Here is a 24,197-nt window from a genome sequence, read left to right on the forward strand (position 1 = left end):
ATCAATTAGAAAATGAGTAATCCTACGGATTTCAATGAAGAATTAGATGGCTATGTAAAAATAGACCAGTATAATACCCAACACGTAGAACGTATCGCAGATCATTATAAAGATATTTTGGCGGCATTGGGTGAAAACCCAAATCGGGAAGGTCTTTTAAAAACACCCGAACGCGTAGCGAAGGCGTTGCAATTTTTGACACATGGCTATGATATTGATGCGGCCGCGGTATTGAGAGGAGCTATGTTTGAAGAAGAATACAGTCAAATGGTAGTGGTTAAGGATATTGAGGTATATTCCATGTGCGAACATCACATGTTACCCTTTTTTGGTAAAGCCCATATTGCTTATATTCCTAATGGTCATATCGTAGGCTTAAGTAAGATTCCGAGGGTGGTGGATATCTATGCGCGTCGTCTTCAGGTACAAGAACGTCTCACGAATGAGATACGCGACTGTATCCAACAGACATTAAATCCTGCAGGAGTTGCCGTAGTAATCGAGTGTAAACACATGTGTATGGCGATGCGTGGCGTGCAGAAGCAAAATTCAGTGACGACAACTTCGGCTTTTACCGGCGCTTTTCAAAGTGATGTTACAAGATCAGAATTTTTAAGACTTATTACGGCCTCATTAGACTAGCCGACTGATTTTTTTTGTGCAAAAGCCTTTATTTTAATTTAAATAGAGGCTTTTTTTGATGGTGAAATTAAACCCTGTGCCAACTTACTTGTCATAACGAAGTCATCGAGAGGTAGACATATAAAATAAGTTCAGTACATTTGTAGGTATGTTTCAGCATGAAGATCAGTTAAGTTCTTACTTAGAGCAGACCTGCGACGAAGAAAACGCGTTGTTGAGAAGGGTTAATAGAGAGACCTATCTGAAGGAAACCATGCCCCATATGATGTCTGGGCATTACCAAGGGCGGGTGCTGTCCATGTTGAGTAAATTGGTGTCGCCCAAACAAATTTTGGAGATAGGTACTTTTACCGGATATGCGACGTTATGTTTAGCGGAAGGATTACAACGGGAAGGTGTATTACATACAATAGACATCAATGAAGAGCAGCAAGAGCGTGTTTCTGGGTATTTTTTGGAATCGGAGTATCCTACTAATATCAAATACCATATAGGAGATGCCGCAATGGTAATACCGTTGCTTGAAGGAGATTTTGACTTGGTATTTATAGACGCAGATAAAAAGAGGAATTTAACATACTTTAATATGGTGATTGACCGTGTGCCTTCTGGCGGATTAATCTTAATTGATAATGTGTTGTGGAAAGGCAAGGTTTTTGCTGAAAACCCGGACGTACAAACCCAGCGGATCGTTGATTTAAATAATACCTTGGCAAAGGATGTGCGCGTAGAGAAATTGATTTTGCCAATTAGAGATGGGCTTTTTGTGTTACGCAAAAAGTAATTGTTGAACTAAAATAAAAGATATGCAAAAATCTTTATGCAGCAGGATGTTGCTGTTAGTTGTATTGTGTCTGTCATCAATTTCAATGACTTTTGGTCAGAAGAAATTCTCACCGTCGAGTTATATTGATGAACACCGAGATCTAGCCCAACAACTTATGCGTGAAACAGGTGTACCAGCATCTGTGATTTTAGCAGTAGCTATTCATGAAAGTGCTTACGGGAATAGTAAAATCGCAAAACACTTAAACAATCATTTCGGAATTAAGGGTAAAAATAGTAGCTCAGTGATTCGCTCTGCTTATAAAGGCTATGAATCTGTACTATCTTCTTACCGCGATTTCGTAGCGTTATTGAAAAGGCGAAAAGCCACCCAATCCTTATTCGAAGAACGCTCTTCTACGGATTACCAATCCTGGATAGCAGGTATTGCCCGTTCGGGGTATTCGGTAAGTGGAGATTGGAAAAGTAAAGTGCTATCCACGATCAATCGGTATGATCTTGATCAGTATGATTTAAATGTCCGGTAGAATCGTGTATCTTCGTATTCTATGAAATCATACCTATCTATATTCGTTTTTTTACTTCTGCTGACTTCTTGTGCGAGTAAAAGAGGAACTGTCTTGAGAAATCCGAACGATAAGGTCGGAGGAGTTGTCGGGGGGGGGGATAAGAGTAAACCGATTTCTGTTTCCGGCTCAGCCTATATTGATCAATACAAGAGCATAGCGATACGCGAAATGAATCAATATGGAATTCCTGCCAGTATTAAATTAGCACAAGCTTTGCTGGAATCAGGCAACGGTAATAGTTATCTTGCGAGGGAGGCGAATAATCATTTTGGCATTAAATGTGGTGGTGCTTGGAATGGCAAAAGCATCGCTCGGGATGACGACAATCCTAACGATTGTTTCCGGGTATATGGTAATCCTGATGAATCTTTTAGGGACCATTCTCAATTTCTCCTTCGTAAACGATATGAAAAGCTCTTTACCTTGGATAAAGATGATTACAAAGGTTGGGCACGAGGGTTAAAAGATGCGGGCTATGCTACAAATCCTCGTTATCCCGAGCTTTTGATTGATCTGATAGAACGTTATCAGTTGCATCGATATGATCGAACGGAAACGTATGTTGCAAAAGAAGAACGAGAAGAGAAAGTGATCGATCTCATTGAAGTTAAGGCAGAAACTGAACCGGTTGTACAAATAGAGAAAATAAAATCTCCAGTTGCGATGATTATTCACGAAGTGAAACCGGCCGAAACATTGTATTCGTTGAGCAAGCGCTATAATGTCTCCGTAGCGCAAATTAAGCAGTTGAATGCAATGGAATCCGATAGCCTTTCGGTGGGCCAGTTGTTAGTGATTTCCAAATAACTTTAAAAGTTGTTAAATTGTTGACAAATAACTAATCAAAAATGTAGTTTTACGTTTGTGATGTTAGTAGCAAAAATCAAACTTTTACTTCCGTTATTTCTTTTACCCTTTTGTGTTAGTTCGCAGGAGATAGTGGAGGGTATTGGCTTTGATGCGGATACCAAACAACGCATCGGTAAAGTTTTAATTATCAATACCCATACGGGTGAAAATGTATTTAATAATTTGCGTGGCGAATTTGGTATACGTGTGAAAAAGGGCGATTCTTTGATTGCAAGCAAAGAAAATTATTATGGGGATACCCTAATCTACGATGGGCAGAAGGTGCTTCTGTTTTATTTGAAAAGAGCAACTATTTACATTGATCCGGTAACGGTAACAGGTAAGAAATCTCCCGAAGAGATTCTTGCGCAACGACGCAGAGACTATGATAAAGCTTATAAATTAGCTGATCCGGGTGATATTTTTTCCGTTGGTCAGAGTGGGGCAGGCCTCAGCATAAATGCGGTATACAATTTGCTTAGTAAGGAAGGTAAAAATGCACGGAGGCTAACGAAATTTTTTCAAAGGGAATATGAAGAAAATGTGATTGATCAACGGTTTACCAAGGAAATTGTTACAAGCGTTACTGCGTTGGAAGGAACTTTATTAGATAATTTTATGTTGCGGTATAGACCGTCGTACTTTTTCGCAAAGACAGCGGGGCATTATCAAATGACTGAATATATTAAAAGTAAATATCAAACGTTTAAATTAAATCCGAATTACAGACCTTTACCAAAATTACCAATATATTTAATTGATGAAAATTAACACACTACTTATGAAGCATACATCTTTACTTCTATTTTTTTTACTGAGCATTTTTAGCTTCGAAACAATCGCTCAGGTGAACTTGAAAGACCTTCGTGAAAAACCGGAAGCTAATATTGTGGATAGTGATACAACGAAGGGTTTAAAGATAAATCCAATTAATGTGCCTATTCCACAGCTAAATTTGGAAGTGAATTATTGGAAACATTGGAGTAAATTTGGTGTCAATGTTAATCAAGCTTATTTTAACGATGAATGGAATGCCGGGGGGGTTAACTCAGTTTCCTTAGGAGGAAATATATGGCACAAGTCAGAATATAACAGAGATAACTTCAATTTTGTTTCTGAGATCGATTTACGATACGGTAAGATTAAGAATAAAGATCAGTTAGCTAAAAAGAATAATGACCGGATTTTTTGGGATAATAAATTAGCCTATAAATTGGCAAAAAGTTGGGCATTGTATTTTTCTTTTACTTACGAATCGCAGTTTGATGCTGGATATAAATACACTAAAGATGAGGATGGAAAAGAAATTATTGATACGATAACGACGAACTTTATGGCTCCGGGTTATTTTACCGAATCCTTCGGTTTGGAATATAAGCCAGATAATACTTTTTCATTGCGTCTTGGTACAGGTACGGCCCGCCAAACATTAATTTTAGATGATAGATTGAAACCGCTAGAAGGCGAAAAGGAACGGTTTGGTATTGAAGGAGGCACAAATTTTAAAAATGACCTGGCCTTTCAGCTCACCGCGAATTTAGATCGAAATTTAGCGAAAAATCTGAACTTGAAGTCGCGTTACAATATGTTTGCAGATTACAGAGATATGAAAGATCCAGATCATCGCTTAGACGCGACACTGACTGCGAAAGTAACGAGCTTGGTGAACGTATCTCTAACTGGAATAATGGTGTATAATTCGGATGAAAAACCCGGGATACAATTGAGTCAGGCGTTAGCAATGGGCATTGTCTATTCATTGCCGAGGTAGCTGGATCAAACAAAAATGAAATTAAATTTACTTTGTGTGTCGGTATTTGTTCTCTGTTTAGTAGGATGCGGAACGAAAAATCGGGTTTTACAGTCCGCTGTAGTTGTAAAACCGGTGCAAATACTGGGAGCGAGAGATACGGTCGTACACGAGGTGAAATTAACGTTAGACTCGCCGACACTGGTTATAGAGCCCGCTGTAGATATATCGCCTATAGGTCAGCAGTTTTTGGAACGTACCTTAACTCCTGAAGAAAAGGTGCAAGAACAAAAAAGAATGGGGATACATAAAGGAGCAGATTGGGCTAGCGCTATTCACTATGATTTGCGTAAGCCTAATTTTGTCATTATTCACCATACTTCTCAAAATAGTACTGCACAAACTATCCGCACGTTTCAAGTAGAGCACTCGAAAGTCAGCTCACATTATGTTATTGGACGTGATGGACAGCTCGTGCAGATGCTTAACGATTATGAGCGAGGATGGCATGCAGGGCGATCTAAATGGGGGCAGATAACGGATATGAACTCCATGTCCATAGGAATAGAGCTGGATAATAACGGAAGGGAACCTTTTCCAGATCTTCAGATCAATTCATTATTGAATCTGCTCGATACGCTAAAGACAAAATATACCATTCCCCATACTAATTTCATTGGTCATGCAGATATAGCGCCCAATCGAAAAGATGATCCGAATGTGTTTTTCCCTTGGAAATTATTAGCTGAGAGAGGATTTGGTGTTTGGTATGATGAAAGCTTTTTGGTCCAACCTCCATTCAACTTCAATCCGATTGATGCACTTAAGATCATCGGGTATGATGTGAGTAACGAGGCGGCGGCTATTAGGGCCTTTAAGCGCAAATTTATCATTAAAGAAGTGAACGGAATTCTGACGGACTATGATAAAACTGTGTTATATAATGTCTATAAGAGGTATTATTAATTTGTCAGTATTAATTTGTCAGTGATTTCTGAGTATTTGAGTCTTTCCAGATAGATTGTAACACTAAGCCTATAATGATGACGGCCATACAGCCGATTAAGTTAAGCCAGAGAAAGGCGATAATATCTAAATTCCATATCGTAACCACAACTATCTCAGATAAGACAGCTGCCCAAAAAACTGCCTGTCCTTTTATGCTTTTGAAATAGAAGGCCACTAGAAATATACCAAGGATCGTTCCATAGAAAAGAGAGCCTAAAATATTTACTGCTTCAAGAAGATTGCCTAATTTGCTGGCATACAATGCAATGATTACAGTAAATACGCCCCATAAAAGTGTACATAAGCGGGAAGCTCTTAAATAGCTGGTTTCCGACCCATTTTTATTGACAAACCGTTTATAAATATCAATCACGGTAGTCGAGGCTAGGGAGTTAATAGCACTGGCTGTAGCTCCCATGGATGCAAGGAAAATTATCGCTATGAGGAGACCGATAAATCCCTTGGGAAATGTGGAGGTAATAAAGGATAAGAAGATGTAATTATTATCATTCACATCTGCAGTAGCATCATTTTTTTCTATTAGGGCGATGACCCGCTCTCTTAGTTGTTTGGACTGGTCATTTAGATGAGCCAGTTTCGCTCTGCTAGTATCTATACCTGCATCATTTTCTTGATGAACCTCCTTGGTTAGTTCGTGTATAACTAGTGTTTTTTCTGCACTTAACTTCTGATGATTCTCTAATATAGTCCTGTATTCGTCCTTGTATTCGCTTTGTAGTAATTTGTCCGTTTCGATACTATTAAAAAAAATAGGCGGTGTGTGATATTGGTAGTAGGCAAATACGAGAATTCCAATTAGTAGGATGCAGAATTGCATAGGTACTTTTAAAAGACCATTCATCAGTAAGCCCATTCTACTGTCGCGAATGGAAGATCCTGTGAGATATCGTCCGACTTGACTCTGATCGGTGCCAAAATAAGACAGCTGTAGGAAAAAACCTCCAATTAACCCGGTCCATACCGTATATTGATTGCTGAGGTCAAATGTAAAATCAATAGCGTTTGTTTTGCCTGATTTCCCCGCAATATGGAGCGCTTCTTTTAGCCCAATCTCCGAGGGTAATAAATGTATTACCATAAAGCCTGCGGCAAGCAACCCACTGAATATGATGGCCATTTGCAATAGTTGCGTGTAGGAGACGGCCTTAGTGCCGCCGTAGACGGTGTAAAGGACGACCATACTTCCTATAACAAGTGTGGTATAGGTAACATCGATATGTAAGATGGTGGATAATATAATGGAAGGAGCGAAGATAGTTATACCAGTAGATATGCCTCGTTGGATCAGAAATAAAGCTGCTGTTAGAGATCTGGTTTTGACATCAAATCTTTTCTCTAGAAATTCGTACGCGGTATATACTTTAAGCCGATGAAATATAGGGACAAATGTGATACAGAGTACAATCATCGCTAGCGGCAAACCGAAATAGAATTGCACGAAACTCATTCCCGAGGAGTAGGCTAGACCTGGTGCCGATAAAAATGTAATGGCACTTGCTTGGGTAGCCATTACGGAAAATCCTACGTTATACCAAGGTAAGGAACGGTTGCCAAGTAGGTAACCATCAATATTTTTAATGTTTCTGCTTTTGAATATTCCGAAAGAAATAATCAAAAGTAGCGTAATAAAAAGTACTATCCAATCAATAGTACTCATGAGTAGTATAAGGTAAACAGATACATGAGTAAGATAGACACCACGAGCCACGCCACTACAACGATGTAGAACTGCCGCCAGCTACGTATGAATGGTGGTAATCCCCTATCTGTCATGCGGTTTTTGTGGCAATATATACGAATTGAATAAAATAGCAATAACCAATCCTACTACAGCTCCACCTATAATACTTAAGAAGGTCTCGTTCGCAGCGAAAGATATTAAGGCACCAAATAGTACGCCGATTAATAAGATCACACTTTTTACATTCAAAGATTTTGATTCCGTTACTTGATTTTCCATGTTATAAATATAGATTATATTACTCTTTACTCAGCAAATTTACAAATAATCTGTAAGCTCCGGGAACTCCAGCCGGCAATTGTCTAAAAAAAGATACAGAAGTATATACAAATTTACCCTGACCATACTTGGTAACTAACAAAGAGCCGTTATTCGGTGCTTCATTCTTGTCATTCATCACCAGGGGAGTGCGGTAGTTTTTATCTATGTTGTCGGCGAAGTATAAACCTCGCTCTTGTACCCACCCTTCGAAGTCGGCTTCTGTCAGTTTGTTCGGGAAATTAAGTGCCGGATCATTTTTGTCCAAATTAACCTTTGCATCTTCTTCGGTAACACGATTTCGGCTTATCGTAAAAGGATAAGGGCCTAGATTTTCTGTTTGAAGACGGTTGTTTACATTATATTGTACCAGTACCGTCCCTCCGTTATTGGCGTAATCCAGCAGTTCAGATAGAATTTTTGGGCTATTTGAATTGACATTGAATAGACGTACACCTAAAATGACTGCATCGAATTGTTTTAAGTTAGCACTGATGAGCTCATTTGGATTTAATAGGGTTACATCGATTCCGATTGCAGACAGTGATTGCGGGATTAGATCTCCGGCTCCATGAATGTATCCTACTCTTTTAACCGGGTTTGTAAGATCCACCTTCTTTAATGCTATTTTAACGGGAGGGAACCAGGTGACATCTGGAATGTGATCATAGCGGATAAATTTAGAATCTTGTATCGTTTCTCCATTTTCGGAGAAGGACAAGTAATCCATTGCATCTATTTGATCGTAGTCTTTGGGTTGAACGGTAATCATTTTGGAAATTACATCTGTGCCGTTAAAATCCAACGATATTTTCTGTTGATCTGTATTCCAATCGAGAGGACTAATAACCTCAATGTGATATTCTTTTTTAGAGGGGTGATGATTTTCAAATTTTAATTCGATCGATTGCGGTTCGCTATTTTTTGATAACACCGAAGTGAGGCTGGGGGTTATCGTTAAATCGGGCATGATCGTGATGGGACGGTATAATTCTCCCCTCACTGGATCAACAAAACGAAAGCGGACACTTTGATCAATATGTATTTCCCTATCGTTGATTTTAAGGTGAAACGAGATAGTCGGAAGATTTTTATTTTCTGGATAACCGATATCTTCTGCATTGACATCAAATTTCCCGAGGGTGTGTGGATGTACCAACCAATAGGGCTGACTTGGTGTGTCCCAGCTTGCGTTTTGGGATGCTTGCCATAGTTCATTGGTTTTTAGGCTGACTTTGTGCTGTCCAGAAAGTATTTCTACTGCGACATTCGGGCGTCTCACGATGGCTTCGAGTGCTACGGAAGCAATTTCTTCTGCCACGTACTGTGTTTTAGGTGTAGTTGCATCTATCCAAATGCCTGCGCAAGCTAATATCAACTCTTTAATTTCATCCGATTTCTCGGTAATCCAATAGCTGTCTTCTATTTTTTGCAAGCCATTTAATAGAAGAATCAGATCATTTATCGAGTTTTCCGGATAATTGGAATTAAACTGTTCGTTTATTTTAGTTACGAGCTGCTGAATTCCCGCAGATTTTGGCACCCTGTCCCAAGTAGTGATTATGCCATCAAAAAGATCCTGTTTTGCTTCTTCTCCGGCTACATGCTCGAAGTATTCAATACTTTTGCCTCTACTGGAAGCTGAGCCGAATCCCTGACTTTTATGTTGAGAACGACTTTTTGCCGCTATTTCGCCATAAGACGCACCTATTAGCGGGTTATAGTTCCCAATATCGATCGAAAGTTGATCTTCAGAAGTATTATTCATTCCCCCAAAGTTAGCTGTGTTCCATACCAAGCGTTTGGCCTTCCACGGTTTTACTGTCGAGAGTTGTTCAGGATATTTATTAGCATCTGCAGCCGCCAAATAGGCCTCGTGTGCAAGTATGGCTGAAGCTTGATGGTGCCCATGGCCCCCTCGTGCGTCTGGCGGAAAACGAGTAATGATCACATCTGGTCTTAACTTGCGGATGATATAAACTGCTTCGCGAAGAATAGCCTCCTTATCCCAAAATTCAAAGGTTTCTTGATGTGTTTTGGAGAATCCAAAATCATAGGCAGAAGTGAAAAATTGTTCTCCTTTGTCAATCTTTCGAGCCGCCAGTAACTCTTGCGTTCGTATTAGTCCTAGTTCAATCCCCTGTTCTGTACCAATCAGATTCTGCCCTCCATCTCCTCGTGTTAAAGAGAGGTATCCAGTCTTGTATTTCCTATCTTGTGCTAAATAAGCAATGAGTTTCGTATTTTCATCATCAGGATGTGCCGCAAAATAGAGAACAGAGCCTAGTACATTTAGTTTTTCAAGTTTTACCTTGATCTCTGAAGAAGAAAGGTTGGTGTTTTGAGCAACGGCGATATATGTGCCACATAACATATACAGCATTAAATATAAATATTTCAATTTCATAATGACTTTGATGCCTTTCCAAAAATAATAAAAGGAATCAAAATTTACTTTGATTCCTTTTACCAACAATTAAAAATCTTTTTTTGTCTTAAAACAGTGGCGCTTCTAATGTAGTGGTATTAAATGCATGTTTAGTTTAAACTCACCAGCTTTAAGGGTAACCTTTCAACTATAGTAAAAGTACTATAAAAAGAACAATATTGTGGTAGGTCTGCAGAAAAAATTTTCCACACCGACAAAGTTATGAACACATCTTATTTGTCTATTGATCCTAAAACACGTGTCATAAAGGAATTTAATGCTTCTTTTTTTGATGTGCCTTCTTTGATCAGTTTAGCTACTTCTACAGCTCCGTAAAGGTTGGAGATCAATTCGCCAATAACGTCGAGCTCCTCATCTTTTAAGGAGGGGACTTCTGTTAAAGCTTCTAATGTTTCGATAGTTTCTAAAATAAAATCTACATCGTTTTGCTCTATGAAATCAGTTAGGTGCTTAATTATTGGTAACTTCATTTAATAAATCTATTAATCCTTCGATTTTGTTCGTTTGCACTTGATTTACCAATTTGCCGTTTTTGAATGCAGCAAAAGTGGGTAGATTATTTACATTTGCTAATTTTCTTGATTCAGGAAACTTCTCCGCATCAACGATGATAAAAGAGACATGCTCATTTTCTGTAGCTAATTTTTTGAATTTTGGCTTCATAATGCGGCAATTTCCACACCACGAGGCAGAATATTGTACCATTACTGTAGTGTTGCTGTCTACGGCTTCTTGTAACGAATCGTTTTCTAATTCCTTTAACATGATAATAATTTTGATAAAGAGGAGATAGGATTATCTCCCCTGAATAGTACCGATATTAATTCATCGACAAGTATGAAGCTACTCCTTCGCGCGTCGCGTTCATGGCTTCCTTGCCTTCTTCCCAGTTTGCTGGACATACTTCACCATGTTGTTGTACATGCGTATACGCATCGATAAGACGAATATATTCTTTTACGTTACGACCTAAGGGCATGTCATTTACCGATTCGTGAAATACTTTTCCAGTTTCATCGATTAAATACGTTGCACGGTAAGACACGGCATCACCTTCAGCGATAGTGCCAAATTCTGGATGCTCTACTTCCTTTACGTCCAAAATTCCTAAAATACTAGATAGATTGCGGTTGGTATCTGCAAGGATAGGGTATTCCACTCCTTCAATTCCACCATTATCTTTCGTCGTATTTAACCAAGCAAAGTGCACCTCATTGGAATCGCAAGAAGCACCTATAACGATTGTATTTCGCTTTTCAAATTCAATCGTAGCTTCCTGGAAGGCGTGTAATTCTGTAGGGCATACAAAAGTAAAATCTTTTGGATACCAGAATAATACTATTTTTTTGTTTTCTTGTTGAGCTTTCTCAAAAATGTTGATTGAAAGGTTGTCACCTAAATAATCGATTGCACTTACTGCGATGTTTGGAAAATTTTTACCTGTAAAACTCATATGTTATATTCTTTTTTTTGTCTCACAAAGGTACTTATAAATATGAGATTTAAATATCAAAAAACTCAATGGGGTATTGTTCATGTCTATATTGTTCATGCAGTATGTATAGATAAAATTTATTATCAATCTTATTAAGATAATTATAAAATAATTGTTGCTATTAATCGGAATTTTTGAATCTTTGTATTCCGATAATGGCCCCGTAGTTCAACGGATAGAATAGATGTTTCCTAAACATTTGATAGCAGTTCGATTCTGCTCGGGGCTACAAAAAGCGACTTTTTTACGGTCGCTTTTTTGTGAAATTTACATTTACTATTTAGACAGCTGATTTTTAATTGTTATGTTTACATCTAACAACTGCACAACGACCTAATTAAAAATAAAAAAGTACAGATGGAAAACAATTTCTTTCTTTTACTTGGTCTTTTCATTTGCGTAAATGTTCATGCGCAGAAGAAAGATTCGGTATATGCATTTTCTTATTTTAAAAATAATGGGCAAGATGGATTGCATTTGGCTTATAGCGAAAACGGATTGACGTGGAAGGCGCTAAAGAATGACCAATCATTTCTGAAGCCGGAAATAAGCTCCGATAAATTGATGCGAGATCCATGCGTTATTCGTGGTGCGGATGGCCTGTTTCACATGGTATGGACTGTTAGCTGGACGGAAAAAGGAATAGGTTATGCTACTTCTAAAGATTTGATCAAATGGTCAAATCAACAATATATTCCTGTGATGGAACATGAGGAGAAAGCTCGGAATACCTGGGCTCCAGAAATCACCTACGATCCCATCAATAAAGAATATATGATTTATTGGGCTACAACCGTCGAAGGTCTGTTTCCTGAAACACAGATAGAAGAAGATAACCGGTATAATCATCGTATGTACTATGTGACAACAAAGGACTTTGAATATTTTACCGATGCGAAGTTACTATATGACCCTGGCTTTAATGCTATAGATGCCTCTATTGTACGGCATGACGGCAGGTGGGCGATGTTTATAAAGGACGAAACAAAAGTTCCTGTGCAGAAGAATATAAAGATTGCTTTTGCGGAAACAATCACCGGACCTTATTCCGATGTTTCTGCTCCGATTACCGGTAATTATTGGGCGGAAGGTCCTTCGGCCATCAATATTGATGACGAATGGATCGTATATTTTGATAAGTATACTAATCATCAATATGGTGCTGTAAAGTCGAAAGACTTGATAAATTGGGAGGATATATCAGCTCAAATCAGCATGCCAAAGGGTATTCGTCATGGTACGGTATTCAAAATTTCAAAAAAGGAACTTAAAAGATTAATGAAGATAAAATGAAAGAACTTTTAACCTTATTTTTTTTTCTGTATGTAGGCGTTTCTTCTGCCCAAAAAATAGAGAACAGTATGGTAGGCTTCGGTTGGGCGAGCAATTCTATTAATACCACTATTTTCCGGAAAAACTCGATAATTTCCAATCAGCAGTATCAGTTCACTTCTTATTATGACAACGATGGCTTTGTATGTGTAGCGCGCCGGCTATTGAATAGTGAGAACTGGCAAGTCAATAAGACCTCTTTTGTTGGAAATGTGAAAGATGCCCATAACTCAATTAGTATTATGTTAGACGGAGACGGGTATCTTCATCTATCCTGGGATCACCACAATAACGCATTAAACTATGCAAAAAGCAAAAGGCCGTTTGAAATTGATCAATTTGAGAAATCGTCTATGGTAGGCTTATTAGAAGAAAGTGTGACCTATCCGGAATTCTATCGGAAAAGCAACGGAAATGTATTGTTTTTGTATAGAGATGGCGGTTCAGGTAGGGGAAACTTGGTGCTGAATGAGTATATCCTTTCGGATAAGAAATGGCTCCGGGTACAAGATAATTTAATAAATGGAGAAGGAAAACGAAATGCATATCCACAATTTTGTCTGGATCGTAATGATCATATGCATCTTTCTTGGGTGTGGCGTAACACGCCAGATGTAGCGACCAATCACAACCTTTGCTATGCCACGTCTAAAGACGGAGGGAAGACCTGGACGAAATCCTCAGGAACCTCTTACAAGTTACCCATCGATTATTTACAATCTGAAATAATTCATATGATTCCTGAAAACAATGATCTCATGAATCAAACTTCGATGACCACTGACGGTGATGGAAAGGTCTATATTGCCAATTATTGGCGGGATAGTTCAAGCAACAGACCGCAGTACCATATTATATTTCAGGATAAAATGACATGGAAAAAGCGTGTGTTGGACTTTCGTCAGAATGATTTTAGACTTGCCGGGGGAGGGACAAAGAAAATACCGATCTCTAGGCCGCAGATTCTTGTTTCCGGTGGTGGGAAAAAAGCCAAAGTGTATCTCCTTTTTCGAGATGAAGATCTCGGATCTAGAGCTTCTGTAGCTATTATTCCAAAGATCGGTAAATCTGCTTACCACATACTTTCCTTAACGGACTATAGTCTGGGCGATTGGGAGCCTTCTTATGATACAGAAAGATGGAAGCAGGAAAAGATACTCAGTTTATTTACACAGCAAGTAACGCAGAAAGATGGTGAAGGGTTACAACAAACTGCACCAACAGCAATAACTATTGTAGATGTACGTTTTAACTCTATCGATTAATTCTCCTTGAATATCTTGAGTTTACTGGTCATGATGAACATGAGAAGACCGAAACAGGCAAAAATGCCGTAGGAATATCTCAAGCTAAATAATTCGGCAATGTATCCAATTAATGGTGGTCCCATCAGAAAGCCAAGATAACTAATACTAGAAACCATAGCAAGAGCCACACCGGACGGGATAGTTTTATGTTTTCCGGCAATAGAATAAGCGGTGGGTACATTGCACGCTACTCCTAATCCAACTAACATAAAAGCGACGGTGCATGTGAGGAAGAATGGCCAAACTACCGATAATATCATTCCGGTAAACATCAGTAACCCACTAATCTGAAGTGTTCGTTGACGTCCTATCTTCCCGATGACAAAATCGCCAGTAAACCTCCCAATCGCCATCATAATCATGAAAGAAGCGTAGCCTACTATAACCAAGTTTTCGGGTGCTTTTACGATATCATGGAAGTAAACGCCACTCCAGTCAAACATCGCGCCTTCCGTTGCCATACTACAAAATCCGATCACACCCAATGAAATAAGGGTACGGTCGGGCCTGAATGAACCCGATGCCTTTTCGCTGGTGTTTTGTTTCGGAGGGGCTAAGAATGCTTTGTTAACAAATGTATTTAGAATGACTAGTCCTAGAATGATTAGAAAATGCTGGAGCGAGGTAAGACCCAAGTTTAATGTTAATAGACCTACTAGGGCACCGGTAAATCCGGCGATACTCCATGCCCCATGAAAGGATGACATAATTGGTTTTCTAAAGATGTCCTCTGCTAACACACCTTGTGTGTTGACGGCAATATTGCACATGTTTCCAAATACTCCGAAGGCAAGTAGGACACCGCCTAGTTGCCAAGCATTCGTCACTAATCCGATTAGGCACAAGACACAGCTATAAACGATGGCTGCGATGGGTAGGAGATGATGACTGCCATATTTAGAAACCAATTTCCCCGACAAGGGCATCGTGATCAATTGACCAATCGGAAGCATTAACAGTACTGTTCCTAGTTCTCCTTCAGAAAGTTGTAAATTTGATTTAATGATCGGGATACGACTGGCCCAAGACGCAAAAGCTATTCCTTGACAAAAGAAAAAAAGAGAGACAGCGACACGGATTCTATTTTTGTGCAGTAAGAGATCAGGCCGATCGTAGTATTTTAACGCAGACATGGTGACGAAATTTCAGATGCAAAAGTAAACAACCTAAATTTAAATTGAACATTTTACGGTCATTTCTAATGATTATTTCCATACTTGTATCTTTACTCAAGATTAAACCCAAGATAAGTGGCGAATAATAAAATCGGCAGTTGGTTTTTTTTGGTTTTGTGATAATCTATCGTACCTTTAGTTTTCTGAAAAGGACTCCGTAGCTCAGTTGGTAGAGCAACTGACTCTTAATCAGTGGGTCGAGAGTTCGAGCCTCTCCGGGGTCACTTCATGAGGCTTTATTTCGTAGAAATAAAGCCTTTTCCGTACGCTATTCGCGATGTAATTTTCTCTTTTCTCGAAAGGAATATGGGTTACGTATTCTAATTTTGTTCTTAAACGAGTTTAGTTTTTTAGAATTATATTGTAGCTTAGCGCTTTCCAAAATCCCGGATATGAAGAAGATCGTCGTACTTTGTTGTGTTTTATTGTCCTGTGTTGCCATCTTAAGGGGGCAGGGAAATGCTGGGAAAAAAAACACAGGGAATTCGTGGATATGGGGGCCTTCAATCGGCTATCAGTATCAAAATGGAAACTTTTTAAAACTGTCGGGCTGGGGACTTTTTGCTCCTAATGCGTACCAGTACGTAAAAATAGATGGAGGGGCTAATTTTACATGGATGATGGACCGCACTACTGTAGTGCCGGAACTTGGTGTTACCTATTATCTTAGTGATAAAGGAATCTGGCCATTTGCCAAAGGAGAAATCACGCCAAATACGGTGACACCTAAAGTAGGAGTGAGTTTGGCATCGCTAGTCGATATTGGCGTGGGATATGGCTTTAATATCAATCAAAAATCTGATTTTAAGAAGATCGACGGATTTACCTTTTCTGTCGGACTTAATCTTCCATTGAATTTTCATTTGTATTAACCATATTAAAAACGCTTCGTTTGGTACGATCAGCATTTTTAATATGGTTGTCCAAGATATTTCTATAAGGTCGGCTCGATAGGTTTTATCGTTCCGTCACTATTAAATTCCATTTTATCGATACATACTTCCCGATGAAATCCGGCTGCATCTCCCATTTTTATTCCATTCGGTCGATTAAATCGATGGTACACGATATGCCATTCGTCTGTACCAGGTACTTGTATGACTGAATTGTGGCCGGTTCCGTAAATGCCTTTGTCAGAAGATTTTGTTAAGATACGATTGTTAGTAGGTATTGTTAGCAGGCCGGAAGGTGATGTAGAGGTTGCATATCTGACACTGTAGTTTTCGCTTCGGGTATCGTCTTCAGACCATAGGAAATAATAGAGACCTTTGCGGTAAAACACATAAATGCCTTCGCGAAAGGTATGATCTGGTGTCATTACTTTAATGGTTTTCTTGTCAATTGAGATCATATCCTTATTCAGCTCAGCCACAGCTAAATATCCGTTACCCCAATATAAGTAGTTTTTTCCTGTTTTGGGGTCTTCAAATACATCTGGATCTATTTCTTGGCCTCCTTTTACGCCATCCGGTTTAAAGTCGATTAATGGTTTACCTGAGTCGACAAATGGACCTGCTGGATCGTTTGCTACCGCTATGCCGATTTTTTGAGCCGCCGTGAAATAATAATAATACGTATATTTTCCTCTTGTTTTCTTTTCAATAATACAGGGTGCCCACGCATTGCGATCTGCCCAAGAAACATCTTTTTTTAAATCTAATATGACTCCCTCATCGGACCAGTCTTTCAAGTTTTTGGAAGAGAATGTCTTAAAGTAAGTGCCGCTCCATCCATCAAAGCCATCACTCGTGGGGTATATGTAATACTTATTCGTTTTATTCGAATAAATTACGTCAGGATCTGCATAAAACCCTTCAAGAACAGGGTTATTGTCAATGGGCATGATGAAGTTCGGTGGAACACCCCATTTCGTTGTTAATGCATGGAGTTCTCGCCGGCTTAGTGGAATAATTGAGCCATGGCGTGGATGAAAATCCATACTAATATCCTTATCAATCACTCTGAATCGATCTAGGTCCACACTTTCGCAGAACTGATATTTACCCTTTCCGTAGACATCATACATCAGAATGTATTTATCCGAGTGATTTAATTTAAAGACACTAGAACCTTCTACTGCGTCACGTGTTTGCTGCTTGTAACCGGGCTGCTCAATCCACTTACCAGATGTCAATGAATCTGTAAGTGCTAAACGAATCCCGTTTCCGTCACCCTCCGTTTTGTAAAATAAATAATATAGGCCATTTTTGTTGACAATATCACCATCGATGCAGGATTTGCCATTCTTGGGCAAAAAGAGCACTTTGGGTTCGGCTTCAAAATCCGTAAAATCGCTGTTTGCATAAGCATAGTAAATAACATCTGGCCCATTGCCATGTTGCATGGACCAATACACCATGTACTTGCCAACAGCGGGGTCGAAAATGGTCTGTGGTGCCCACACTCGTTTTAGATCATCGTGTCCCTTATAGCGTTGCTGTATGTTGATAACGGAATGCTTCCAGTTGACGAGATCATCTGATTTTAACAAAATCATTGCGCGATTGGAATCCCAACCTTTGGAAGATGTCATATCCGTCAAGACCATATAGAAAGATTTTCCATCTACACCCCGGAGAATGTGAGGATCGCGAACGCCGCCAGTGGTGCTGATCACTTTAGAATCCAAAATAGGTTTGTTACTGTTTAATGCTCGATAGTTGTACCCGTCTGTGCTAATGGCGTAACAAACGGCTTCATTTTCCACGGCATTACCTTTAAAGTAAGCAAATAGATACGCGACATAGTCTTTTTCTGCAGGTCCGTATTTGTAATCTTGGGCGTATGTCGACAGGATTGTTGTCAACAAAAAAACAGTAATGAGTGATCTTCCTTTCATCAATTATCTAAATTTAATCGTATAAATATACCTGTCTCTCATTTGAAAAGAGGGGTGTTTTTCATTTATAAGCAGGGCGATTTCAATCTAAATTGGCGCTGAACAACTGTCCAACGCCAATTTATCGCCTTAAAGTCTCTACTTTAAGGCGATTCGTTGAACTGGGCTGTAATTGTATTCACCCGTCAGCGATGATTTGACACCTATTCGGGCAAAGATGAACTCCAGATTACGCAGCCCCGCGGGTATTTCCCCCGAAATCGTGACTGGCTGGCCATAAACTAATCCATTAGCATTACCCTCGATATTTAAATCGTGCTGAGCCTGATCGGTCAGTACGGTTTTTCCCAAGTATAAGCGTACAAATTCAACATTCGAATTGGCTACCACCCTATTAACGATAAACTGCCCCGTGACCGTATTCGCTGATCGGTCGAACGACGTATTGGTCACCGTGTAATACGGGGTTACTGGCACTTCCACTTGCGTATTGCCGCGTACCGTCACGGCTATAGTGTCCGAAGCTTGCGGTAACCAAGGCGCATTACCCTTGCGAGACAATTTGTATTCCCCATCAAATACAACAGCGGAAAAAGCACCATCTTGATTGATAAACACAGGAATAGGTTCACGTAGGGCAAAACCATCTTGCCACAACTGCAGCTCCGTGCCGTTATTCCGAACGTTTACGGGATTGCCCTCATGCATTACCTTTCCGGATAGTACCGATTTTGGTGCTTCAAAATTATCATATTCACAGGCTACAAACAGTAGGCTTATACCTGCGATCATTGTTGTTGAAAATTTCAGTTTCATAGTATACGAGGTTATTGGAACGGGTTTCTGACAATCTTCGGATTGTTGTTCAAAACCGTTTGATCAATAGATGAATAATAATTTGCTAACCGGAAGAATCTTGCTCGACGGAACCGATTTGGCCTTACACGTTGGTAAATATATTTGCCATTATCTGCATGCCCCGGGCGAATAACACGGTATGGATATAAGCCGTTTACCACAGCGTTTGGATCCGTCTCGCTACCATCCCATACCAAGTGAGCAATACGCCATCTTTTTAAATCGAAGAAGCGATGATCTTCGAAGGCAAGTTCTACACGTCGTTCGTTGCGAATAATATCCATGGTCAAGGTCGCGATACTGTTAGCTGGAAAACCCGCACGTTCACGTAGTGTATTGATATATCCACGGGCATCCGCCTGTTCCAGTTCGAAGGCCGCTTCCGCAGCGTTTAGGTAGATTTCCCCTAAGCGGAACCAAGGCCACCAGTTTGCCGCGGATGTTCCGCGAGTACTCGCGGCAGGCGCGTCACTCACAAATTTGCGGATATAGAATCCAGTATTACTTACATCTTGCGCATCAATTTGTGGACCGTCAAAACCCGTCCACAATCCACCGGCATACTCTTCACCTAGTTCGTCTTCGAGCTGCTGTCCCAATTGCGGAGCCACGTTAAATTGATAGCTTCCATTATCCCATAGTGCGACACCAGCTTGTACGCTAACAGTTCTGCCTTTAAAAGTAGAACCGGGATAAATTACGGTACCATATAGGCGTGCATCCTTATTGGCAAATATATCGGTGAGATTAGCATACGGAATGTAATTCCCACTTTCATCTCTGTCACGTAACGTCCCCTTTGCACCATCCAGATAATCGAAGCTTTCTACAAAACTTAGCGAAGGGGAGATCGTTGAAGACGATTCATTATCCTCCGTCAAACTTTTGACAATATTATCGTAGGCAAAACGGTGCACTTTTAAACTTGTTACGAAATCCTTAGCAAAAATAACTTCACTTCCTGTTTTTTTGTTCAGCATATCGTAGAAGTTAGCACCTTTGTCCGCATTTTCGTTATACAGTTGGAAAGGACCGTTGATAATCTCTTTCGATGCGGCTAAGGACTTTCTATAATAATCCGTCGACATAGAGGCCGGAATACCGACTTCGCCGCCAGGTGTAGTAATAGGAGATGCCAATTGGTTATTGTATTTCGCTAAAGATGCAGCGTACAACATCGCCCTACTCTGCAAAGCCAAAATTGTGTATCTATTTGCTCTTGTCTTGCTAGCCTTATTTTCTTCCAAATCTCCTTGGATCGCCTCAAGCTCCTGGTAGATGAAATCATAAACCTCATGTTCTTTTGCCCGTGGAATTTGCAAGGGCGTAGGGTCACCACTGAAATCGTAAATCAACTGGGTTGTTACGATGGGCACGCCTCCCATACGTTTCACCATTTCGAAATACACAAATGCGCGTATAAAACGTAATTCTGCACGGTATTGTCTCTTCTGTATGTCTGTCAGTTCGGTACTGAACTCGTCGATATTTTCTAGAGATAGATTTATATCCCTGATTAGTCCATAATCCCAGTACCGGCCATAATCGTCTCCAAATTGGAAATCATTACGCCAGTTTCCATCACGATGTCCAGACCACATAGCGTCGTCCAACTCCGTCATACCTCCAGTATTAAATACCCCATGCAATTGCGGTAACCTATTGTAATAATTTGCTAGTAATGAATTCAGAAGCTTAGGATCATTCCAAAGTTGGCCATCAGTAATCAAGCTTTTAGACTCACGGTCGAACCAATCGTCGTGGTTGCAGCTGCTCATGCCGAGACAAGACGCCATGGCGATAACGACATATATTTTCTTTAGTAGTAATCTCATGTTAAAAAGTCAAATTAAATCCAACCATAAATACTTTTTGTTGTGGATAAACCACAGCGGCGGGTGCTTCGATCTCTGGATCGATCTGGTACCGTTTTACATTATCAAAAGAGAATAGATTTGACGCATTTACATACACACGTAGCTTCTCTGCCTTAACCTTCTCGATAATATTTTTAGGAAGGTTGTACCCCAATTCCAAATTTCTTACGCGTAAATAGCGCACATTTGTTAACCAAAAATCGCTGTTGCGACTATTGGGCCCCGAATTCCCTTTACGGATAGCAGGAAAATATCCAGGTATCCATTCGCTGTTTGGATCGTACGGATCGGAGCGATGCCACCTATCCTCCAATAGATAAGCAGGTGAGTTACCACCACCATGGAAAGCATTGCGCAGCTCGTAATCCTGATTCCAGGATTGCACGGATCCACCCGCAAAATCGGCATTAAGATCAATCCCTCTCCAGTTCAGGCCGATGCGTCCTCCAAAACTCATTATCGGTGCCCAGCCTGTCGGGTAGCCTATCGGGCGCTCATCCATCCAATTGATCACACCATCTCCATTCACATCCTTATAAATTAAGTCGCCTGGTAGCTGGTTTTTATTGTTTTGACCATCGTTGTTAATCGGGTGATTTTGAATCTCTTCGACTGATTGGAACCGACCAACAACTTGGTAGCCCCACCAAACGCCACCCCACCGGTCTTCAGCAGAATTTCTATATTCTCCCCAAGAATTGCCGAATCGCGGTTTATAGGTCTCTAAGCTTCTATATCGTGAGAATGTCATATTTCCACTAACTACATAATTTAGCTCGCCGATTTGATCTTGATACGTGATAATACCTTCTGCACCGTAATAGGCATTTTTATTTAAGTTTTCATTCGGCAATCCATAGCCAATTTCCGAAGGTAGCAAGACGTCATAGCGTTGAGCTGGCGCTCCGGTTCGGATGATTTTAAAAGCATCTGCGGTCACGCTCAACTTGTTGTTAAACATTGCCAAATCAAACCCGACGTTATAATTGGTGTTTTTTACCCAAGACAGGTTGCGAACCGGCAAACCGCGAGGTTGCAAACCAGGAACATAGGCTCCATCTAAAACCGCATCACCAGAAGCCCAATTGTAACCGGCTAGGTAATCGTGCATACTGACCCCTTGTTCCATACCCGTTTGCCCGATAGATCCGCGGAATTTGAGATCACTAACTACAGATTTTAACGGTTCGAAAAATTGTTCGTCAGAAATACGCCAACCCAGGGATGCGCCTGGGAAAAAGCCCCAGCGTCGGTCCTCGTAGTAGAGATAAGAACCGTCGTACCGACCTAAAACTTCTAAGAGATACTTGCCTTTATAGTTGTAATTTGCACGGCCAATATAGCCTGCGCGTGCCTGATAAGACCACCCATCTCCCAAACCATTGAGCTCTGCCAGTCTCAATAGGGGTATATAGTTGTTCGACGGATTCGCACCTAGTGATTTAAAAGTTTGATCCCAATCGGAGCGCTCATAGCCCAACATAGCGGAGAACGTGTGATCTCCAATTTGCTTGCTATAGTCTACCTGAAATTGAGCGAAGCGTGAAACCATTTCTCGGTCGGTATCATAGCGCCAGCCAGCGTCGCTACCACCTCTGCGGATATATTCATCGTTTTCATATCTGTAGACATCATAAGTGTATTGGAATCCGTTAAACTTATTATTCGTATAATTATAGGATACGGTTCCTTTTGCTGATAAACCGATTTCGGTTTTGTATGTTGCAAAAAGATTCACATTCCCAGCCAAGTACTTATTATCCTTGTAACCAACAATATCTCGGTCAAAAATCGCTGGATTATATGAAAAATCGTGCGTCCGATTAGGATAAGCAGGATTGTCGTTGGCATATATAGGCTCAATAGGTCTACCCTTCATAATCGCCAAAATAGACGAGAAGTAGCCGTCGCCGCCTGGCAGCCCTACATCCTGCGTCCCTTCATGTCGGCCGGAGATCTGTGTACCTACAGTTAAGCCTTTTACGACCTCTGCTTCCATATTGGCTTGCAGGTTAGTACGCTTGTAATTAAAATCCTTGATCATAGCATCTTGCTCCAAATGCCCTATGGAAAGGAAGTAGTTGGATTTTTTCCCACCGCCAGTAATATTCGCATTAATATACTTCTGCGGGATATTCTTGCGAATTACCATATCATAATAGTCATACCCTTGATAACCCGGCTCTGTTCCAGCTTGCCATTTTGCCAATACCTCGGGAGTATAAACCGAATTGGGATTTCGACCTTCATTTTGCTCGGCCTCTACCTCACCGCGAGTATATTGTGCTGCATTGGCCATAATTGGGAAACGGGATAGATTCTGCCACCCGTGGTAGCCGTTGATATTGACTTTCGTATTCTCGCCTTTGCTTCCCTTTTTCGTGGTGATCAATACAACTCCTTGAGCAGCTCTAAATCCATAAACGGCCGCAGCTGCATCTTTCAGAATAGAGATACTCTCAATATCCTCCAAGTTTAACGAGTTGAATATGTCGGCACCGGAACCTTGTTGCGTCCCAACCCAGTCCGTACCCGTTTGTCCGCCATAAGCCACACCATCAATAACGTATAACGGGTTTCCCATATTACGTACCTCTATGGCAGCGCCACGACCCGGACGCGCGTCTTTGGCACGAACCGAAATACCTTGCATCTTACCGGCCAGGGCTCCAGCTGTGGTTGTAGACGAGGAGCGTACGATATCGTCTGATTTGATATTAGATACTGCCCCCGTGATATTGCGTTTCGACTGTGTACCGTAACCCACAACGATAACATCTTCTAGCGTTTGATCGCCATTTTCCATCACGATATCAAAGCGTGTTTGCTCACCGATGGAAACACGCTGAGTTTTAAAACCGATATAGCTGATTAGCAAATATCCTTTACTGGCGTTAAGCTGAAACTGGCCGTTAGCATCGGTGCTGGTAATCAAATTGGACATACCTTCCACCAGCACAGTAGCGCCTACAATAGGTTCCTGTTCCTTGTTGGTTACCTGCCCGGAAATCTTATTTTGCGCATAAGTCAACCCGGGTATTGCCCATAATATGACATACATAAAAAAAATCCTTAGGTTTCTCATAAAATTAGTTTAAGCGTTTAAAATGAGTGTTTATTTGGTTTTTTAACGTGGTCCGCACCTCAGTAAGTCAGTATACATGTTATAGTAACGTTTATTACACTTGATGCTAAAGTTTGTAACTTTACTAATTGATCTTGTTAAATCAATAGAAACATT

21 protein-coding genes and 2 tRNA genes are annotated in these 24,197 nt (G+C 40.4%); 12 read left to right on the forward strand and 11 right to left on the reverse strand.

Translation table 11 applies throughout. From position 1 onward, the window contains the following. The first annotated feature begins 12 nt into the window (after window positions 1-12). The 7 genes from folE to FAZ19_RS01505 all read left to right on the forward strand — a co-directional run bounded on the left by folE (window position 13) and on the right by FAZ19_RS01505 (window position 5,562). On the forward strand, window positions 13-642 hold the full coding sequence (gene folE / locus FAZ19_RS01475; RefSeq protein WP_136818827.1) for a GTP cyclohydrolase I FolE: 630 nt from the start codon (window positions 13-15) through the stop codon (window positions 640-642). 148 nt (window positions 643-790) lie between these two features. Beyond that, complete coding sequence (locus FAZ19_RS01480) at window positions 791-1,426, forward strand: O-methyltransferase (protein WP_136818828.1); 636 nt, start codon at window positions 791-793, stop codon at window positions 1,424-1,426. A 22-nt stretch (window positions 1,427-1,448) separates the two neighbouring features. Beyond that, window positions 1,449-1,955 carry a glucosaminidase domain-containing protein gene (locus FAZ19_RS01485; protein ID WP_136818829.1) on the forward strand — a complete coding sequence of 169 codons (507 nt, stop codon included), beginning with the start codon at window positions 1,449-1,451 and terminating at the stop codon, window positions 1,953-1,955. 21 nt (window positions 1,956-1,976) lie between these two features. After that, window positions 1,977-2,804 (forward strand): glucosaminidase domain-containing protein, encoded by an 828-nt coding sequence (locus FAZ19_RS01490; RefSeq protein WP_136818830.1) that lies wholly within the window; start codon window positions 1,977-1,979, stop codon window positions 2,802-2,804. A gap of 60 nt (window positions 2,805-2,864) precedes the next feature. Continuing rightward, the gene (locus FAZ19_RS01495; RefSeq protein WP_136818831.1) at window positions 2,865-3,617 is read left to right on the forward strand and encodes a hypothetical protein; all 753 of its coding nucleotides are present in this window, start codon (window positions 2,865-2,867) and stop codon (window positions 3,615-3,617) included. 10 nt (window positions 3,618-3,627) lie between these two features. Continuing rightward, the gene (locus FAZ19_RS01500; RefSeq protein WP_229707312.1) at window positions 3,628-4,617 is read left to right on the forward strand and encodes a DUF3078 domain-containing protein; all 990 of its coding nucleotides are present in this window, start codon (window positions 3,628-3,630) and stop codon (window positions 4,615-4,617) included. 15 nt (window positions 4,618-4,632) lie between these two features. Further along, window positions 4,633-5,562 carry an N-acetylmuramoyl-L-alanine amidase gene (locus tag FAZ19_RS01505; protein ID WP_136818833.1) on the forward strand — a complete coding sequence of 310 codons (930 nt, stop codon included), beginning with the start codon at window positions 4,633-4,635 and terminating at the stop codon, window positions 5,560-5,562. A gap of 10 nt (window positions 5,563-5,572) precedes the next feature. On the opposite strand, the gene FAZ19_RS01510 is transcribed toward FAZ19_RS01505, so the two are convergent. The 6 genes from FAZ19_RS01510 to FAZ19_RS01535 all read right to left on the reverse strand — a co-directional run bounded on the left by FAZ19_RS01510 (window position 5,573) and on the right by FAZ19_RS01535 (window position 11,526). Continuing rightward, window positions 5,573-7,282, reverse strand: coding sequence for a sodium:solute symporter (locus FAZ19_RS01510; protein WP_136818834.1), 1,710 nt, complete (start codon window positions 7,280-7,282; stop codon window positions 5,573-5,575). A 105-nt stretch (window positions 7,283-7,387) separates the two neighbouring features. Then, on the reverse strand, window positions 7,388-7,585 hold the full coding sequence (locus FAZ19_RS01515) for a hypothetical protein (protein ID WP_136818835.1): 198 nt from the start codon (window positions 7,583-7,585) through the stop codon (window positions 7,388-7,390). A gap of 19 nt (window positions 7,586-7,604) precedes the next feature. Continuing rightward, on the reverse strand, window positions 7,605-10,031 hold the full coding sequence (locus tag FAZ19_RS01520) for a PIG-L family deacetylase (protein WP_136818836.1): 2,427 nt from the start codon (window positions 10,029-10,031) through the stop codon (window positions 7,605-7,607). 254 nt (window positions 10,032-10,285) lie between these two features. Next, on the reverse strand, window positions 10,286-10,543 hold the full coding sequence (locus FAZ19_RS01525) for a DUF6952 family protein (RefSeq protein WP_136818837.1): 258 nt from the start codon (window positions 10,541-10,543) through the stop codon (window positions 10,286-10,288). After that, a complete protein-coding gene (locus tag FAZ19_RS01530) occupies window positions 10,524-10,838 on the reverse strand; it encodes a thioredoxin family protein (RefSeq protein WP_136818838.1) in 315 nt (104 codons plus the stop codon). The genes FAZ19_RS01525 and FAZ19_RS01530 overlap by 20 nt, the downstream gene beginning before the upstream one ends. Window positions 10,839-10,893: 55 nt before the next feature. Further along, window positions 10,894-11,526, reverse strand: coding sequence for a peroxiredoxin (locus tag FAZ19_RS01535; protein ID WP_136818839.1), 633 nt, complete (start codon window positions 11,524-11,526; stop codon window positions 10,894-10,896). Between the two features lie 199 nt (window positions 11,527-11,725). Between FAZ19_RS01535 and FAZ19_RS01540 the strand changes: the two genes are divergently transcribed. The 3 genes from FAZ19_RS01540 (at window position 11,726) to FAZ19_RS01550 (ending at window position 14,165) form a co-directional block, all read left to right on the forward strand. Then, window positions 11,726-11,797, forward strand: a tRNA-Arg gene (locus FAZ19_RS01540). Window positions 11,798-11,925: 128 nt separating this feature from the next. Then, window positions 11,926-12,861, forward strand: coding sequence for a glycoside hydrolase family 43 protein (locus tag FAZ19_RS01545; RefSeq protein ID WP_136818840.1), 936 nt, complete (start codon window positions 11,926-11,928; stop codon window positions 12,859-12,861). Next, the gene (locus FAZ19_RS01550; protein ID WP_211245411.1) at window positions 12,858-14,165 is read left to right on the forward strand and encodes a BNR repeat-containing protein; all 1,308 of its coding nucleotides are present in this window, start codon (window positions 12,858-12,860) and stop codon (window positions 14,163-14,165) included. Before FAZ19_RS01545 ends, FAZ19_RS01550 begins: the two co-directional genes overlap by 4 nt. On the opposite strand, the gene FAZ19_RS01555 is transcribed toward FAZ19_RS01550, so the two are convergent. Further along, window positions 14,162-15,340 (reverse strand): MFS transporter, encoded by a 1,179-nt coding sequence (locus tag FAZ19_RS01555; protein ID WP_136818841.1) that lies wholly within the window; start codon window positions 15,338-15,340, stop codon window positions 14,162-14,164. The genes FAZ19_RS01550 and FAZ19_RS01555 overlap by 4 nt on opposite strands. Before the next feature lie 193 nt (window positions 15,341-15,533). Here FAZ19_RS01555 and FAZ19_RS01560 point away from each other — a divergent pair. Both FAZ19_RS01560 and FAZ19_RS01565 read left to right on the forward strand, forming a co-directional pair. Then, window positions 15,534-15,606: transfer RNA gene (locus FAZ19_RS01560), tRNA-Lys, on the forward strand. Window positions 15,607-15,774: 168 nt separating this feature from the next. Further along, window positions 15,775-16,254, forward strand: a complete 480-nt coding sequence (locus FAZ19_RS01565) for a hypothetical protein (protein WP_229707310.1) — start codon at window positions 15,775-15,777, stop codon at window positions 16,252-16,254. Between the two features lie 62 nt (window positions 16,255-16,316). Here the strand turns inward: FAZ19_RS01565 and FAZ19_RS01570 are convergent, their stop codons facing one another. From FAZ19_RS01570 to FAZ19_RS01585, 4 genes are all read right to left on the reverse strand, one after another. Beyond that, entirely contained in the window at window positions 16,317-18,221 is a 1,905-nt protein-coding gene (locus FAZ19_RS01570; RefSeq protein ID WP_136818842.1) for a family 43 glycosylhydrolase, read from the reverse strand. 138 nt (window positions 18,222-18,359) lie between these two features. Next, window positions 18,360-19,037, reverse strand: a complete 678-nt coding sequence (locus FAZ19_RS01575; protein ID WP_136818843.1) for a DUF3823 domain-containing protein — start codon at window positions 19,035-19,037, stop codon at window positions 18,360-18,362. An 11-nt stretch (window positions 19,038-19,048) separates the two neighbouring features. Then, a complete protein-coding gene (locus FAZ19_RS01580) occupies window positions 19,049-20,914 on the reverse strand; it encodes a RagB/SusD family nutrient uptake outer membrane protein (protein WP_136818844.1) in 1,866 nt (621 codons plus the stop codon). Between the two features lies 1 nt (window position 20,915). After that, window positions 20,916-24,017, reverse strand: coding sequence for a SusC/RagA family TonB-linked outer membrane protein (locus FAZ19_RS01585; RefSeq protein WP_211245412.1), 3,102 nt, complete (start codon window positions 24,015-24,017; stop codon window positions 20,916-20,918). Between the last annotated feature and the right edge of the window lie 180 nt (window positions 24,018-24,197).

Source organism: Sphingobacterium alkalisoli, from assembly GCF_005049105.1.
GTDB lineage: Bacteria > Bacteroidota > Bacteroidia > Sphingobacteriales > Sphingobacteriaceae > Sphingobacterium > Sphingobacterium alkalisoli.